The organism is Collinsella sp. HCP3S3_E11, assembly GCF_052067375.1.
Taxonomy (GTDB): Bacteria; Actinomycetota; Coriobacteriia; order Coriobacteriales; family Coriobacteriaceae; genus Collinsella.
Genome location: NZ_JBQHQI010000007.1, coordinates 39,636 through 55,864, shown reverse-complemented (window position 1 = coordinate 55,864; position 16,229 = coordinate 39,636). Strand labels below are relative to the sequence as shown.

Here is a 16,229-nt window from a genome sequence, read left to right as displayed (position 1 = left end):
CTGTTTGACGTTGGACCTCCCGCGGGGCGTCGCCGTGCGAGGATAATAGCGATTGATTGACTCAGCCGATCGAATCGGCTGATAGTTTGACGTTCGAACGATTGATTCACCTTTGGTTTTGAAAGGCCGCACATGAGCGATAGCCAGAACATGTCCGATGAGGTTCGCGCCCGCCTGCGCGCCATTCCCTCCGTCAACGAGCTGCTCGCCGAGTGGCCGGTAGTGAAGGCGGCGGGGGAGACCTGCGACGCGGTGGTACATGCCGCCGTCACGGCCGAGCTCGACGAGGAACGCGCCGCCATTCGCGCCGGTGCCGCCCCGCGCTCTAAGCGCGACCTGGCCTTGGCAATTGAGTGGCGTGCGCACCGCTCCGCGCTGCCGAGCCTGCGCCCTGCCGTCAACGCCACGGGCGTGGTCATCCATACCAACTTGGGCCGCGCCCCGCTCGCGGAGTCGGCGGCAAAGGCCGTGGCCGAGGTTGCGCGCGGGTACAGTACGCTCGAGTACAGCGTGGACACCTGCTCGCGCGGGTCGCGCAAGGAACACGCCGCGCAGCTGATCCGCTCGCTCACCGGTGCCGAGGACGCGCTTGTGGTCAACAACAACGCCGCCGCGGTGCTGCTGGTGCTGGCTACCCATGCCGCAGGCAAGGAGGTCATCGTTAGCCGCGGCGAGCTTGTCGAGATCGGCGGCAGCTTTCGCATCCCCGATGTCATGGCGTCTTCGGGCGCCAAGCTCGTCGAGGTCGGCGCCACCAACCGCACGCACCTAGCAGATTATGAGCAAGCCATCACGCCCGATACGGCCATGATTCTCAAGGTCCATCCTTCCAACTATCGCATCGAGGGCTTTCACGAGGAGGTGAGCTCTCGGGAGCTTGCGGCGCTTGCTCACAAGCATGGCCTGCTGTTCTATGAGGACCAGGGGTCGGGCGCGCTCCTGCCCGATGACATCCTGGTGCGCGGTGGCGAGGAACCCACGCCGGCTTCGGTCGCGGCGGGGCTCGATATCGTGTCGTGCTCGGGCGATAAGCTGCTGGGCGCGGCGCAGGCGGGCATCATCATGGGCCGTCGCGATCTGGTCCAGGCCTGCGGCGCACATCCGCTCATGCGCGCTCTGCGTCCGGGCAAGTTGGCGCTTACGGCGCTCGAGGCCACGCTGCGCATCTACATGGACGGCGCCGATGTTGCCCATCGCGATATTCCGGTGCTCAGCATGCTTACGCTGCCGCAGGCCCATTTGGAGCGACGTGCCCGCAAGCTGCGCGATCGTATGGTCGCCGGGCTCGATAAGGCCGGTTGCCCGTGCGCCGTTCAGGTGGAGATCGTCGAGGAATCGTCGACCCCCGGTGGCGGCTCGCTGCCTACCATGGAGCTGCCCACGATGTGCGTTGCCGTGCGTCTTGTTGACGCGCGCCTGACGGTCGATGCGCTCAAGCGCTCGCTTGTCCAGGACTTCGACACACCGGTCGTCACGCGAACCTCGCACGATCGCATTTTGTTTGACGTTCGTACGCTCGTGGGCGACCGCGATATCGAGACGGCGGCATCGACGCTTGCCGCATGCGTTGAGCAGGCGATTGCTCGATGAGTGAGGTCCAGGCGCTGGTGGAGTGTCCCGTTATCGTTGGCACGGCGGGCCACGTCGACCACGGTAAGTCGGCATTGATCGAGGCACTGACCGGCAAGAATCCCGACCGTCTGGAGGTTGAGCGTCGTCGAGGTATGACCGTTGAGCTTGGCTTTGGCGAGCTGGCGCTGCCGAGTGGCAAGATTGTCGGCCTGGTCGACGTGCCTGGCCATGCCCACTACCTGCGCGCCATGGTGCAGGGCGCCACGGGTATCGACGTAGCCGTGCTGGTGGTTTCGGCCGTCGAGGGCGTGATGCCGCAGACCCGCGAGCACGTGCATGTGCTGGAGCTGCTGGGCGTCACTCACATGGTGGTCGCGTTGACGATGTGCGACCTGGCCGATGCCGAGATGACCGAGCTTGCCGAGCTCGATGTCGATGACTTTTTGTCGGGTACCGTGTTTGCGGGCGCGCCGATTGTGCCCGTGTCGTCCAAGACGGGCGAGGGGATCGACGGGCTGCTTGCGGTGGTCGACGAGCAGGTAAGTGCCTGCTGGGATGCTTGCCGCGACCGTTCCGATCGGAGCGATGCCTCGTCTCGCCTGCCGATTGACCGCTGCTTTACGATCAAGGGTGTCGGCACCGTCGTTACGGGAACGCTGCACGATGCGCCAGTTGCGGTGGGCGACGAGCTGATGGCTTTGCCGTCGCGTACGGTCTGTCGTGTGCGCGGGATTCAGGTGCATGGCGATACGCCGCGCGCGCTGCCTGGGCAACGCGTGGCGCTTAACCTGGTCGGTGACGGTGTCGCGGCGCTTGACCGTGGTGAGATGCTGGGCGCGGCGGGTCGCTTTGGTCAGACGTTGCGCTTTATGATGACGTTTACCTACCTGGGCCGCGAGGGCGCCAAGCCGCGCGTGCTAGAGTCGGGCGCGCGCGTGCACGTGATGGCCGGCACGGCCGAGGTCATCGGCCGCGTCATGCTTTTGGAGGGCGAGGTCCCCATGGCGGTGGGCGAGACCCGTACCGTGCAGGTGCGCCTGGAGGAGCCATTGCCGCTGCGCGCCGGAGACCATGCCGTGGTGCTTTCGTATTCGCCCGTTATGCTCATCGGCGGCGGGCGTGTGCTGCTTTCGCGCTGCCGTCGCTCGCGTGAGCTTTCGGCCGGCGAGCGTGCGCTGTTTGCGGCGCTTGAAGCCGGCGATGCCGTTGCTGGCGTAGACGCGTGGCTGGCGCTGCAAGCGCTGCCGGTTGCGGCGGCTGATGTTGCCGAGGCGCTCGATCTTGTTGCCGGTGAGGCCGATGCCGCGCTGGGCGAGTTGGTGGCGCGAGGCGTTGTTTGCGAGCTTGCCGGCTCGGGCGGCACGTTGTATGCGAATGGCGCCGTGCTTGATGCCGCCATGGACGTGCTGGCGGCGACCCTGTCTGCCATGCACGCGGCGGCTCCCAAGGAGACGGGTTTTACGCCCGGCGCCGTTGCCCATGCTGCGTGGCCTGCCGCCGATGAAGGCGTTGCCGCGGCTCTGATTGCCGCGGGCTGCTCGCGTGGCGTGTGCGCCGCCGAGGGCACCGAGGTGTTCGACTCGCACTCCGCTGCTGCCGCGGCGCGTGTGGTGCGCGAGGCGTGTGAGCGCATTGTGGCGCTGCTCGACGGGGCCGGCCTCGATGCGCCGACGCTGCCCGAGGTGGGTGAGCGACTGCAGCTCGACCGCGACACCATGACGCGCGCCCTGCGCGAGCTTTCGCTCAACCGCTCGATCGTTAAGGTCGAGCGCGACGTTGCCCTGTCTGCCATCTCGGAAGCCCATGCGCGCGAGCTTGTCGCCGCCGCCATTGAGGCAGCCGGCGGCGCTGCCACCACGAGTGTGCTGCGCGAGGCGCTGGGCGTGTCGCGCAAACGTGCCATCAGCATCTTGGAGCACCTGGATGCCGTGCGCTTTACGGTGCTCGACAAGGAAGCCGGCGGCCTGAGGTCCCTACGCTAGACTGGCTGCTCGGTTTGGTAAAATACCGCCGCACTTGGGAACGGATGGGCTCCGGTGGGCTCCGCGGTCCTCAAAACCGTTGCGAGGCGTGCAAAACGTCTTGGATGTGTTCGATTCACATACGTTCCCGCCACACGCCACCAGCGCTTTTGTGCTCGCGGTCTTGCTGCGTGCCGCAAAGGCGCTGTTTTGTTTTTGTGCGGGTCCGCCGTGTCGTCTGTCTTGTCGCCGGTGTGCCCGGGCGCATCATGTGTCCCCAATGTGGTGGTTTGGAACATGTGGACGAAACAGCTTCGAAACACGCGATTTGTACGTCGGGTGCTCAAAAACGCTTCTACCTGCATCGTAATCAAAACGAAACATCTGCTCGTCGGCTTATGCGAAACTTTGCTGCAACAGTGCGATATTATCCATACACGATAAAGTTCGCGGCGCATAGGGTGCCGTGACCGACATTTACGTTTCCCATCATTGGAGGAAGCATGAGCTACACGCAGAAAGTTCTCGAAGAGCTCAAGGCCCGCTATCCCGAGCAGCCTGAGTTCATCCAGGCCGCGACCGAGATCCTCGGCACCATCCAGCCGGCGCTCGACGCCCACCCCGAGTACGAGGAGGCCGCCCTGCTGGAGCGCCTCGTCGAGCCCGAGCGCATCGTCATGTTCCGTGTTCCCTGGGTCGACGATCAGGGCAAGGTTCAGGTCAACCGCGGTTACCGCGTCGAGTTCAACTCTGCCATTGGACCCTACAAGGGCGGCCTGCGCTTTAACCCGACGGTCACCCTGGGTATGCTCAAGTTCCTGGGTCTGGAGCAGATCCTCAAGAACAGCCTGACCACCCTTCCCATGGGCGGCGGCAAGGGCGGTTCCGACTTTGACCCCAAGGGCAAGTCCAACAACGAGATCATGCACTTCTGCCAGTCCTTCATGACCGAACTCTATCGCCACATTGGCCCCAACACCGACGTTCCCGCCGGCGACCTGGGCGTTGGCGGCCGCGAGGTTGCCTACATGTTCGGTCAGTACAAGCGCCTGACCAACGAGTGGACCGGCGTCCTTACCGGCAAGGGCCTTTCCTTTGGCGGCTCGCTCGCCCGTACCGAGGCCACCGGTTACGGTCTGGTCTACTTTGTGGACGAGTACCTCAAGAGCCGCGGCGACTCTTTCGAGGGCAAGAACGTTGTCGTTCACGGCTCCGGTAACGTCGCTATCTACGCGGTCCAGAAGGTCGCTCAGCTCGGCGGCAAGGTGCTCGCCTGCTCCGATACCCACGGCTGGGTCGAGGATCCCGACGGCATCGACTACACCGTGCTCGAGCACGTCTACAACAAGAAGCGCTCCGGCCACGACAAGGGCGTCACGCTCGCCATGTATGTTGACGAGAAGCCCAACGCCGTGTGGCACGAGGGCGACGGCCGCGGCGTGTGGCAGCTGCCCTGCGACATCGCGCTGCCCTGCGCTCGCGAGAACACGCTGCTGCTCGAGGACGCCCAGGCGCTCGTCGCCAACGGCTGCAAGGTGGTCGGCGAGGGCGCGAACATGCCCACGACCATCGAGGCCACGACTTACTTCCAGGAGAGCGGCGTCGCCTTTATGCCCGGTAAGGCTGCCAACGCCGGCGGCGTGCTCGTGTCCGGCCTGGAGATGAGCCAGAACGCCGAGCACCTGTCCTGGACCTTCGAGGAGGTCGACGGCAAGCTCGAGCAGCTCATGCGCGGCATGTTCCACAACGTGGACGACACCGCCAAGGAGTACGGCCAGGAGGGCAACTTTGTCATGGGCGCCAACATCGCCGGCTTCCTGAAGGTCGCCGACGCCATGCTCGCCCAGGGCGTCTGCTAAATCTTCGCTTGACATAGCATGTGGTGAGGCTCCCAGCCATCAGGCTGGGAGCCTTTTTCTATGGTGGCGAGGGCTGTGCTCCCTCGTTTGGTACACTTAGAGATACTGGATAAGTGAGGAGATGGGGGAGAACGTGCTCAAGTTCGGTACCTACGTTCGTGTTGGAAACGCGGCCGAAGCCTATGAGCTCTTACAGAAGAACCGCAACAACAAGATTGTGGGCGGCGGCATCTGGATGCGCCTGGGTTCGCGTCGCGTGGCGACGGCGATTGACCTTTCGGCCTGCGGACTCGATCAGATCGAGGAGACTGAGACCGAGTTTCGCATCGGTGCCATGTGCACCCTGCGACAGCTCGAGCGCCATGCCGAGCTCAACGCGCTTGTCAACCATGTCTTTGAGTTCGCCGTCCACGATATCGTGGGCGTGCAGCTGCGCAACTCCGCCACGGTGGGCGGCAGCATCTACGGTCGCTTTGGTTTCTCGGACGTGCTCTCGGCCTTTTTGGCGCTCGATTCATACGTTGAGCTGACGGGTGCCGGCCGCGTGCCGCTCGCCGAGTTCGTGGATATGGGTTACGTGCGCGACGTGATTGAGCGCGTCGTGGTCGTTAAGCACGATTACCGCGCAAGCTACGAGGCCGTGCACAAGGCCGCGACCGACTTCCCCTCCTTAAACGTCACCGCCGCCTGGTGGGACAACAGCTGGCATGTCACCGTGGGCGCCCGCCCGCTGCGCGCGACCCTGCTGCAGGGCGAGGCATGTGGCCTGGTGAGCGAGCAGCCTTCCGAGGACGAGCTGCGCGCCCTGGCCGCGTCCGTACGCGCGCTGAGCTACGGCACCAACCTGTGGGGCTCGTCCGACTATCGCCGTTGCATCTCGGCGCCGCTGGCGATTCAGGCCGTGCGCCGCGCCGCCGGCATCGAGCTTTCGGCCTCGCTTGCCCGCGAGCTCGAGGGCGTGCAAGTGCCTAAGTTTGCCACGGACGAGTATTCCTGCCGCCGCGTGCCCGGCGTCGATTCTAGCGAGGTGCGCTAATGGCTGCCAAACTCATCGATCTTTCCTTTACGCTCAACGGCCGTAAGGTCAAGGTTCAGATTGCCCCCGACACCATGCTCTTTGCGCTGCTGCGCGAGCAGGGCTGCGCGTCGGTGCGCTGCGCCTGCGAGACTACTAACTGCGGCCTGTGCACGGTGTGGCTCGACGGCGACCCGGTGCTGAGCTGCTCGGTTCCCGCTGCGCGCGTCGAGGGCCGCTCCGTCACCACGCTCGAGGGCCTCAAGGCCGAGTCCGAGGCGCTCGCCCACGCAATGGCTGCCGAAGGCGCCGAGCAGTGCGGTTTTTGCGCCCCCGGCCTCATCATGAACGTGCTGGCGCTTGCCCGCGCCGCCAAGGAGGACCCGAGCCTCGTCGCCACGCGCGAAGAGCTCTCGCGCCAGCTCGCCGGCAACCTCTGCCGTTGCAGCGGCTACGAGAGCCAGCTGCGCGCCATCGTCCGCTTCCTTAATGAGTCCGGCGTGCAGGTGGGCTTTGAGATGCCCGAGCTTCCGGTCAACGACACCAGCTGCGATGGCGTCTCGTACAAGCAGATCACCCATAAGCAGCCCAAGAAGGACTCGAAGGCCCTGCTCGAGGGGCGTCCCGTCTACACAGGAGACCTGGTGCCCGCCGGCGCCCTGATCGTCAAGCTCAAGCGCAGCCCGTATGCCCGTGCCAAGATCCGCTCCATCGATACGTCGCGCGCCCTGAAGGTGCCCGGCGTCGTGGGCGTCTACACCTACGAGGACGTGCCCAAGCGCCGCTTTACCATCGCCGGCCAGAGCTATCCGCAGCCGAGCCCCTACGACCGCCTGATCCTCGAGAACCTGGTACGCTACCAAAACGAGGAGGTGGCGATCGTCGCCGCCGAGACCGAGGAGGCCGCCGACAAGGCACTCAAGCTCATCAAGGTCGACTACGAGGTGCTCGAGCCCCTGCTCGACTTTACCCAGGCGCTCGATAACGACATCGTGGTCCACCCCGAGGGCGACGTGACCTTTATGTTCCCGCAGGGCGGCGACGTTGCTCGCAACCTGGTGTGCAGCGGTACCAGCGATTTTGGCGACCTGGACGAGGCCTTCGCCCAGAGCGACATCGTCTTTGAGCGCACCTACACCAGCCAGGCCACGCAGACCGCGCCCATGGAGACCTTCCGTGCCTTCGCGACGACCGACGCGTTCGGCCGCATCTCGGTGACCACCTCCACGCAGGTGCCCTTTCATGTGCGCCGCATGGTCGCGCAGTCGCTCGACATTCCGCAGTCGCAGGTGCAGGTTATTAAGCCGCGCATCGGCGGCGGCTTTGGCTCCAAGCAGACGGGCTGCTGCGAGATCTTCGTGGCGTTCGTGACGCAGCAGACTGGCCGTCCGAGCTATTGCTGCTACACCCGCGAGGAGACCATCACTGCGGGCAACTCGCGTCACCAGATGCAGATGACCGTCAAGCTGGGCGCCATGAACGACGGCACCATCACGGCCATCGACCTGCACACGCTGTCCAACGCCGGCGCGTATGGCGAGCATGCCACCACGACGATCGGCCTCTCGGGCCACAAGAGCCTGCCCATCTACAACCATGTGAAGGCGAGCCGCTTTAGGTGGGACGCCGTCTACACCAACACCAACCGCGGCGGTGCGTATCGCGGCTACGGCGCCACCCAGGGCCAGTTTGCCGTGGAGAGCGCCGTCAACGAGCTCGCCGATATGCTGCACATGGATCCCGCCGACCTGCGTCTTAAGAACATCGTGCGCGAGGGCGAGATTATGCCGCAGTACTACAACGAAAAGCTCAACGCCTGCGCGCTCGACCGCTGCCTGCTGCGCGCGATGGACATGATCGGCTGGCGCGACAAGCCGCTGGCCGTGGACCTGGGCGACCGCGTGCGTGCTCTGGGCTGCGCGCTCACCATGCAGGGCTCGGGCATCTCCAACGTGGATATCGGCGGCATCGACATGCGCCTGGAGGAGGACGGCTTCATTACGCTTTCGACCGGCGCTACCGATAACGGCATGGGCGTCGACACGATCCTGGCGCAGATTGCCGCCGAGGAGCTGGGCGTGGAGAGCTCGCTTATCGTGGTGCGCGGCGTGGACACCGACGTCTCGCCGTTCGATGCCGGCTCGTACGCGAGCTCGGGCACGTACGTGACGGGCCTGGCAGCCAAGAATGCCGCGACCGAGCTGCGCGAGAAGATCTGCGCCAAGGCCGCCCAGATGTGGGACGTGGACGCCGCCGACGTGGTCTTCGACGGCCAGTACGTGCGTCTGTCTGACGAGCGCGCCGCTCGCGAGTGCGGCCGCTACCTCACGCTGCGCGACTTTGCCAACCTGTGCGTCAAGAACATCGCGGGCGGCGACGCGCTCACCTCGCATGCTTCTGCCTGCCTGCCCGTTTCGCCTCCGCCGTTTATGGCTGGCATTGCCGAGGTCGAGGTCGACAAGGCCACCGGCAAGGTGACTGTGGTGGACTATGCGGCGGCTGTGGACTGCGGCACCGTGATCAACGAGGCACTCGCGCGCGTCCAGGCCGAGGGCGGCATTGCCCAGGGCATCGGTCACGCGCTCTACGAGATTGTCGAGCACGACGACCGCGGCCGCCTGCGCACCGGTAACTTTATGAGCTACAAGCTGCCCACGCGCCTGGATATCGGCAGCATTCGTGTGGCCTTTGAGCCGAGCTACGAGCCGACGGGCCCGTTTGGCGCCAAGTCGATCGGCGAGGTCGTCATCAACACACCGCTCGCCGCCGTTGCCTCGGCCGTGGCGCACGCCACCGGCCACCAGGTTCGCTCGCTGCCGATCACGCCCGAGAAGGCCCTGCTGGGGGAGTAGGCGAGGCGCGGCAGCCGCCGCTCTTTGGCAAGCCCGAGGAAACCGCAGCCCACTTTTCAACCGAATTGTGGGCTGCAGGGTAGCTAATTTGGGACGGGGCTTTTTTAGCTACCCCCACAAGCGGGGTAGCTAAAAAAGCCCCGTCCCAAATTAGCTACCCTGTTCCGCTGTAACTCGTGGTGAGGTCGTGGGCCTAAAAAGGTGTGCGTGCGCTTGCCGTTCGTATCTGCTATCATTCCTAGTCTGTGCGCTCATGCGGGCGTGGCGGAATTGGTAGACGCGCCAGATTTAGGTTCTGGTGGGATTCCCGTGAAGGTTCGAGTCCTTTCGCCCGCACCAACGCACCTGCGTCGGCCTCGGCCGTCGCGACACTTTGTTGCATAAAGGTACCAGCACCTCAGATAAGCTGGGCAGTATGAGGAGGAACGTGTTGAACATCACCGCTTCTGACGTCAAGGACGCCAAGCTCACCGCTACGGTCACCATCCCGGCCGCCGACGTCGACGCCGCGATCAAGAAGGCCTACAAGGACACCGCCAAGAAGTACCGCTTCCCGGGCTTCCGTGCCGGCAAGGCTCCCCGTCCGGTCATCGACGCTGCTCTTGGCGCCGAGGCCACCCTCGCTCAGGCCACCAACGATCTGATCGCCGCCAACGAGCCCGCCGTCCTCAACGAGCTGGACATCGTCCCCACCAAGAACGGTGACTACAAGGAGCTCGACCTCGCCAAGGATCACGAGGACTACACCTACACCGTCGAGTTCTCTCTGCGTCCCGCCGCCGAGCTCTCCTCCTACGACGCCGTCGAGATCGAGATGCCTCCCGCGGAGGTCACCGAGTCCGAGATCAACAACCAGGTCGAGATGCTCCTCAACTATCGCGCTACCTTCGAGGACGTCGAGGATCGTGCCGTCGAGGCCGAGGACTACGTTACCGTCGACCTCAAGGCTGTCGAGAACGCCGACAACTTCGCTGCCGAGGGCCGCATGCTCATCGCCGGTAGCGACAGCAACCCCAAGGAGTTCAACGAGGCTCTGATCGGTGCTAACGTCGACGACGTCAAGACCGTCACCTGGACCGACGAGGTCGAGGAGGGCGAGGAGGCCGAGACCCACACCGTCGAGGTCACCGTCAAGGGCATCAAGGTCCGCAACACCCCCGAGCTCACCGACGAGCTTGTCAAGTCCGACTTTGGCTTCGACAGCATCGATGCTATGCGCGACGCCATCAAGCTCGAGATCGAGCAGGACAAGGCTTCCCGCCTTCCGGCCGAGAAGGAGAACCGTTGCGTCGCCGCTCTCGCCGAGCGTCTGCAGCTCGAGGAGATGGACGCCGACTACGAGCAGTCTGTCTTTGAGGAGCTTGGCCAGAACTTCCTGTCCAACCTCGCTGCCCGCGGCATGACGCTGGACACCTGGCTGCCCGCTTCCGGCCTGACCATGGAGCAGTTCATCGGCGACCTGCACAAGCAGGCCAACGACGTTGCCCGCGAGTCCCTGGCGCTCGACGCCCTCGCCCGTGAGCTCAAGATCGAGGTCACCGAGGACGACGTCAACGCCGAGTTCGAGAAGGTCGGCGTCAAGGACGTCGAGGCTTCCAAGGCCGAATTCATCGCCGATGGACGCATGCCTGCCGTCCGCGAGTCCATCCGTCGCTCCAAGGCCGTCGACCACCTGGTCGAGAACGCCAAGGTGACCGAGGTCGACGAGACCGCCAAGGACGCCGAGTAATTCTCGCCACCTTTCCCGCGAGCGCATGCAGGCGCCCGTGATGGGGTAAAGTTATAAACCGGTTATTCGGTTGCTTCGTACGGTGCCAGCCAATGCATAGCATGCGGGCACCGTACGTTTATCTAGAACCAATTTGGTCCGCAAGAGAGAAATGGAGATGCGTATGATCGCTAAGTTCGATTCCGCCCTCGTGCCATACGTTATCGAGCAGACGCCGCGCGGCGAGCGCAGCTACGATATCTATTCGCGCCTGCTCAACGACCGCATCATCTTCTTGGGCGAGGAGATCAACTCCGTCAGCGCCAACCTGGTCGTTGCCCAGCTGCTGCATCTTGAGAGCCAGGATGCCGAGAAGGATATCTCGCTCTACATCAATTCGCCCGGTGGCGAGGTCTACTCGGGCCTGGCGATTCTGGACACTATGAACTTTATCAAGCCGCAGGTCTCCACCATTTGCGTCGGTATGGCCGCGTCTATGGCCGCCGTGCTGCTTTCGGCCGGCGCCAAGGGCAAGCGCTTCTGCCTGCCGCACTCCAAGGTCATGATTCACCAGCCCAGTGGCGGCGCCCAGGGTCAGCAGACCGAGATCGAGATCGTGGCCGAGGAGATCAAGAAGACCCGTCGCGAGCTCAACCAGATCTTGTCCGACGCCTCGGGCCAGCCGATCGAGAAGGTCCAGGCCGATACCGAGCGCGACAACTACCTGACCGCTGCCGAGGCGCTTGACTACGGCCTGATCGACCGTATCGTTACCTCGCGCGATCTTGCCGCGAAGGACGCCTAGGATGGCCGGTAACATGCAGGACAACTTTGACGAGAACGGCAACCCCATCCGCTGCTCCTTCTGCGGAAAAGAGCAGGGTCAGGTGCGCCGCCTTGTAAAGGGCCCCACCAACATCTTTATCTGCGACGAGTGCGTTGCCGCCTGCTCCGAGATCTTGGAGGAGTCGCTGGCTTCGGACTTTATGGATGCCGCCTGCAACGGCAAGCTGCCGGGCTTCCTCAACGACCACGGTCAGGCTGCCGGGCAGCCTGCCATGGATCCCGAGGCCGAGGGCTTTGAGCTCGAGGACGACGTGCGTCAGGTCATTACGCACGTGCCGACCCCGCACGAGATCTATGACGAGCTTTCGGCCTATGTCATGGGTCAGGAAGACGCCAAGCGCGCCATGTCGGTTGCCGTGTACAACCACTACCGTCGCGTGATCGAGGGCGGCGCCGCGCTTTCGGCCTTTGACGAGGCCTCGGGTGCGGGTTCGCGGCTCGACGACGATATGGACGAGGTGGAGCTCGCCAAGTCCAACATCTTGCTGCTCGGTCCCACCGGTACCGGTAAGACCTTGCTCGCCCAGACGCTCGCGCGCATCCTCGAGGTGCCGTTTGCCATCGCCGACGCCACCGCACTCACCGAGGCCGGTTACGTGGGTGAGGACGTGGAGAACATCCTGCTCAAGCTCATCAATGCTGCCGATGGCGATATCGAGCGTGCGCAGGTCGGCATCATCTACGTGGACGAGATCGACAAGATCGCCCGCAAGGCCGAGAACCTCTCCATCACCCGCGACGTTTCGGGCGAGGGCGTTCAGCAGGCGCTGCTTAAGATCCTTGAGGGCACGGTGGCAAGCGTTCCGCCCACCGGCGGCCGCAAGCACCCCCAGCAGGAGCTGCTGCAGATCGACACGACCAATATCTTGTTTATCTGCGGCGGTGCCTTTGTGGGTCTGGACAAGATTATCGCCGATCGCGTGGGCAACAAGGGCGTGGGCTTTAACTCCGAGATCGCCGGCCCCACCTCGGTCGACGAGAACGACCTGCTGCGTCAGGTGCTCCCGCAGGACCTCAACGCCTTTGGTATGATCCCCGAGTTTGTGGGACGTACGCCCGTCGTCACCCAGACACAGGCGCTCGACGAGGACGACCTGGTGTCGATCCTGACCGAGCCAAAGAACGCCGTTGTGCGTCAGTACCGCAAGATGTTCCAGCTCGAGGACGTTGAACTTGAGTTTGAGGACGCCGCCCTGCACGAGATTGCCCGCATGGCGCTTGCCCGCAAGACCGGCGCCCGCGGCCTGCGCTCCATCTGCGAGGACGTGCTGCAGCAGACGATGTTCGACCTGCCGAGCGAGGAAGGAGTCGCCAAGGTCATCGTGACCGAAGCCTCCGTAAAGGGCACCGAGCAGCCCCAGCGCATCTACGGGTAAACCTGCCAAAAAGGGACAGGTTTATTTTGGCAGGTTTTATCAGGGAGAATGATGTTTGCCCATATAAAACCGACCAAAATAAACCTGTCCCTAAATGGTAGGTTTCGCAAATGTGAATTTGAATAGCCTCCGACCACCCGCAGTCGGAGGCTATTTTATATATACGCAATAACCCCAACTACCTGTGTTATTCTGTGTGTTTGTTTAAGCCTCAGCGAAGTCGTATCAGACTGAAGTAATCGATACCTAAGGGGAGGAATGCAGACCCTGGCGGGCCTACATTCCTCCCCGGTGGGACGGGAGAGATATATGGAAGAGATGCCCAAAAACTACGATCCGTCGACCAACGAGCCGGCGATCCTGCAGAAGTGGCTCGACGGCGGCTACTACAAGCGCCGCGAGGGCGTGGGCGACTGCACTGTCACCATTCCGCCTCCCAACGTGACCGGCAAGCTCCACATGGGTCACGCCACCGACGACTCCATCCAGGATGCCATCATCCGCATGGCCCGCATGCGCGGCAGGTCCACCCGCTGGGTGCTCGGTACCGACCACGCCGGTATCGCCACGCAGACCAAGGTCGACAAGAAGCTTAAAGAGGAGGGCATCAGCCGCCTGGAGATTGGCCGCGATAAGTTTGTCGACGCCTGCTGGGATTGGACCCACGAGTACGGCGGCATCATCGTCGAGCAGATCAAGCGTATGGGCTGCTCCGTCGACTTTGATAACGAGCGCTTTACCATGGACGAGGACTACGCCCAGGCCGTGCGCAAGGTGTTCTGCGACTGGTACCACGACGGCCTGATCTACCGCGGCAAGCGCATCGTCAACTGGTGCCCCAACTGCACCACCGCCATCTCGGACGACGAGGCCGAGTACAAGGACGAGAAGGGTCACCTGTGGCACCTGCGCTACCCGCTAACCGAGCCGGTCAACGGCCAGGACTACATCGTCGTCGCCACTACGCGCCCCGAGACCATGCTCGGCGACACGGGCGTGGCCGTCTCCCCGAAGGACCCCGAGAAGGCCGCCTTTGTGGGTAAGACCGTCAAGCTCCCCATCGTCGACCGCGAGATCCCCATCTTTGAGGATTGGCATGTCGACGCCAACTTTGGCTCCGGCTTTGTCAAGGTCACCCCGGCCCACGACCCCAACGACTACGCCATGGGTCAGGCCCACGACCTGCCGCAGATCAACATCTTTGACGAGCATGCGGTGGTCGTCGAGGGCTACGGCGAGTTTACCGGCATGACCCGCGAGGAGTGCCGCGAGGCCGTCATCAAGTGGTTTGAGGAGCACGACCTGCTCGATCACGTCGAGGATCACGATCACTCCGTCATGCACTGCTACCGTTGCGATGCCGCACTGGAGCCGTGGCTGTCCGAGCAGTGGTTTGTGGCCGTCGACAAGCTCAAGGGGCCGGCGCTCGATGCCGTCAACTCCGGCAAGGTGACCTTCCACCCCGCGCGTTGGACGCAGACCTATACCACCTGGATGGAGAACCTCAAGGACTGGTGCATCAGCCGCCAGCTGTGGTGGGGCCACCGTATTCCCGTGTTCTACTGCGAGGACTGCGGCTGGGAGGATGCCCTTACCGAGGACACCGACGTGTGCCCTAAGTGCGGCGGTCATCACGTGCATCAGGACGAGAACGTGCTGGACACCTGGTTCAGCTCGCAGCTGTGGACTTTCGCCACGCAGGGCTGGCCCCAAAAGCCGGAGCTGCTCGAGGGACATCACCCCACGACGGCACTCGTCACCGCGCGCGACATCATCGCGCTGTGGGTCGCCCGCATGGTCATGAGCTCGCTGTACTTCCTGGATGAGGTGCCGTTTAAGGACGTCGTCATCTACCCGACGATTCTTGCCAAGGACGGCAGCCGCATGTCCAAGTCCAAGGGCAACGGCGTTGACCCCATGGACCTCATTGGCATGTACGGTGCTGACGCCATGCGTTACAACCTGCTGACGCTCTGCACCAACAACCAGGACGTCAAGTTTGACGCGAACATCGATAAGAAGACCAAGAAGCTTATCGACAGCCCGCGTACCGAGCAGGCCAAGTCGTTTGTGACCAAGATCTGGAACGCCAGCCGCTTCCTGCTTATGAACATGGAGGGCTACACGCCCGGCGAGCCTGTCGTAGAGACGCCGGCCGACGCCTGGATGTTCAGTCGTCTGGCCAAGGCCGTCAAGATGGTTACCGAGGGCATCGAGAACTACACCTTTGGCGACATGGCCCGCGGCGTTCAGCAGTTCTTCTGGAACGAGGTCTGCGACTGGTACGTCGAGGTCACCAAGGCGCGCCTGAAGGGCGAGGGCCGTCTGCAGGCGCAGCGAAACCTGATCTTTGTGCTCGATACCTCTATTCGCCTGATGCACCCGCTTATGCCGTTTGTCACCGAGGAGATCTGGGACAACATGCCGGCGAGCGTGCTCGACCTGGACGCCGAGGGTAACGTGGACCGCGCCGAGGCGCTTATGATCGCCAAGTGGCCCGAGCCTGCCGACTATGTCAAGTATGTCGACGAGGACGCCGAGCGCGCGTTTGAGATGTGTCGCACCGTCGTTTCTGCCGCCCGCGCCACGCGTTCGCGTTATCGCTTGAGCCCCAAGGCCGAGCTCGACGTGGTCGTGCGTGCCGGTGCCGAGGATATCGAGAAGCTCGAGAGCCTGCGCTCGACCATCGAGCCGCTGGCCAACACCGCCTCGCTGGTCATGGGTACCGATGTTGAGAAGCCGGCCGCGAGCATCGCCGTGGTCGACAGCGGCGTCGAGGTCTTTGTGGTGCTCGAGGGAAAGGTCGATCTTTCGGCCGAGAAGGCACGTCTGGAGAAGGAGATTGCCGCGGCCCAGAAGGAGCTCGCCGGCTGCGAGAAGACGCTCGCCAACGAGGGCTTTGTGGCCAAGGCCGCGCCCGCGGTGGTCCAGAAGAAGAGGGACCGTGCAGCTGAGCTCAAGGAGATCCTGGAGGCGCTGACTGCTCAGGTTGCTGACTTCTCGTAGGCGTTACTGGGGGATGCGGTTTGGGGCATTGCTC

General features: G+C 63.6%; 9 protein-coding genes and 2 tRNA genes. All 11 read left to right on the top strand.

Annotated elements, in window-relative coordinates; genetic code table 11:
• Window positions 1-132: 132 nt before the first annotated feature.
• Window positions 133-1,590: an L-seryl-tRNA(Sec) selenium transferase gene (gene selA / locus ACTM86_RS05810; protein ID WP_441016199.1), complete on the top strand. Its 1,458-nt coding sequence runs from the start codon at window positions 133-135 to the stop codon at window positions 1,588-1,590.
• Window positions 1,587-3,554 carry a selenocysteine-specific translation elongation factor gene (selB, locus tag ACTM86_RS05805; RefSeq protein WP_441016196.1) on the top strand — a complete coding sequence of 656 codons (1,968 nt, stop codon included), beginning with the start codon at window positions 1,587-1,589 and terminating at the stop codon, window positions 3,552-3,554. The genes selA and selB overlap by 4 nt, the downstream gene beginning before the upstream one ends.
• Window positions 3,555-3,590: 36 nt before the next feature.
• Window positions 3,591-3,687 (top strand) — tRNA-Sec (locus ACTM86_RS05800).
• A 349-nt stretch (window positions 3,688-4,036) separates the two neighbouring features.
• On the top strand, window positions 4,037-5,392 hold the full coding sequence (gene gdhA / locus ACTM86_RS05795; protein WP_441016193.1) for an NADP-specific glutamate dehydrogenase: 1,356 nt from the start codon (window positions 4,037-4,039) through the stop codon (window positions 5,390-5,392).
• Window positions 5,393-5,525: 133 nt separating this feature from the next.
• Window positions 5,526-6,428, top strand: a complete 903-nt coding sequence (locus tag ACTM86_RS05790) for an FAD binding domain-containing protein (protein ID WP_441053312.1) — start codon at window positions 5,526-5,528, stop codon at window positions 6,426-6,428.
• On the top strand, window positions 6,428-9,259 hold the full coding sequence (locus ACTM86_RS05785) for a molybdopterin-dependent oxidoreductase (RefSeq protein WP_441016188.1): 2,832 nt from the start codon (window positions 6,428-6,430) through the stop codon (window positions 9,257-9,259). Before ACTM86_RS05790 ends, ACTM86_RS05785 begins: the two co-directional genes overlap by 1 nt.
• Window positions 9,260-9,514: 255 nt before the next feature.
• Window positions 9,515-9,598 (top strand) — tRNA-Leu (locus ACTM86_RS05780).
• A gap of 88 nt (window positions 9,599-9,686) precedes the next feature.
• Window positions 9,687-10,988 carry a trigger factor gene (gene tig, locus ACTM86_RS05775; RefSeq protein ID WP_441016185.1) on the top strand — a complete coding sequence of 434 codons (1,302 nt, stop codon included), beginning with the start codon at window positions 9,687-9,689 and terminating at the stop codon, window positions 10,986-10,988.
• A 163-nt stretch (window positions 10,989-11,151) separates the two neighbouring features.
• Entirely contained in the window at window positions 11,152-11,772 is a 621-nt protein-coding gene (locus ACTM86_RS05770) for an ATP-dependent Clp protease proteolytic subunit (RefSeq protein WP_022095182.1), read from the top strand.
• 1 nt (window position 11,773) lies between these two features.
• The gene (gene clpX, locus ACTM86_RS05765) at window positions 11,774-13,189 is read left to right on the top strand and encodes an ATP-dependent Clp protease ATP-binding subunit ClpX (protein WP_154515377.1); all 1,416 of its coding nucleotides are present in this window, start codon (window positions 11,774-11,776) and stop codon (window positions 13,187-13,189) included.
• A 309-nt stretch (window positions 13,190-13,498) separates the two neighbouring features.
• Window positions 13,499-16,195 carry a valine--tRNA ligase gene (locus ACTM86_RS05760; protein ID WP_441016182.1) on the top strand — a complete coding sequence of 899 codons (2,697 nt, stop codon included), beginning with the start codon at window positions 13,499-13,501 and terminating at the stop codon, window positions 16,193-16,195.
• The last annotated feature ends 34 nt before the right edge of the window (window positions 16,196-16,229 follow it).

Coding starts and splice junctions, on each gene's coding strand:
- selA (WP_441016199.1), top strand. CDS start 133: ATGAGCGATAGCCAGAACATGTCCGATGAGGTTCGCGCCCGCCTGCGC.
- selB (WP_441016196.1), top strand. CDS start 1,587: ATGAGTGAGGTCCAGGCGCTGGTGGAGTGTCCCGTTATCGTTGGCACG.
- gdhA (WP_441016193.1), top strand. CDS start 4,037: ATGAGCTACACGCAGAAAGTTCTCGAAGAGCTCAAGGCCCGCTATCCC.
- ACTM86_RS05785 (WP_441016188.1), top strand. CDS start 6,428: ATGGCTGCCAAACTCATCGATCTTTCCTTTACGCTCAACGGCCGTAAG.
- ACTM86_RS05770 (WP_022095182.1), top strand. CDS start 11,152: ATGATCGCTAAGTTCGATTCCGCCCTCGTGCCATACGTTATCGAGCAG.
- clpX (WP_154515377.1), top strand. CDS start 11,774: ATGGCCGGTAACATGCAGGACAACTTTGACGAGAACGGCAACCCCATC.
- ACTM86_RS05760 (WP_441016182.1), top strand. CDS start 13,499: ATGGAAGAGATGCCCAAAAACTACGATCCGTCGACCAACGAGCCGGCG.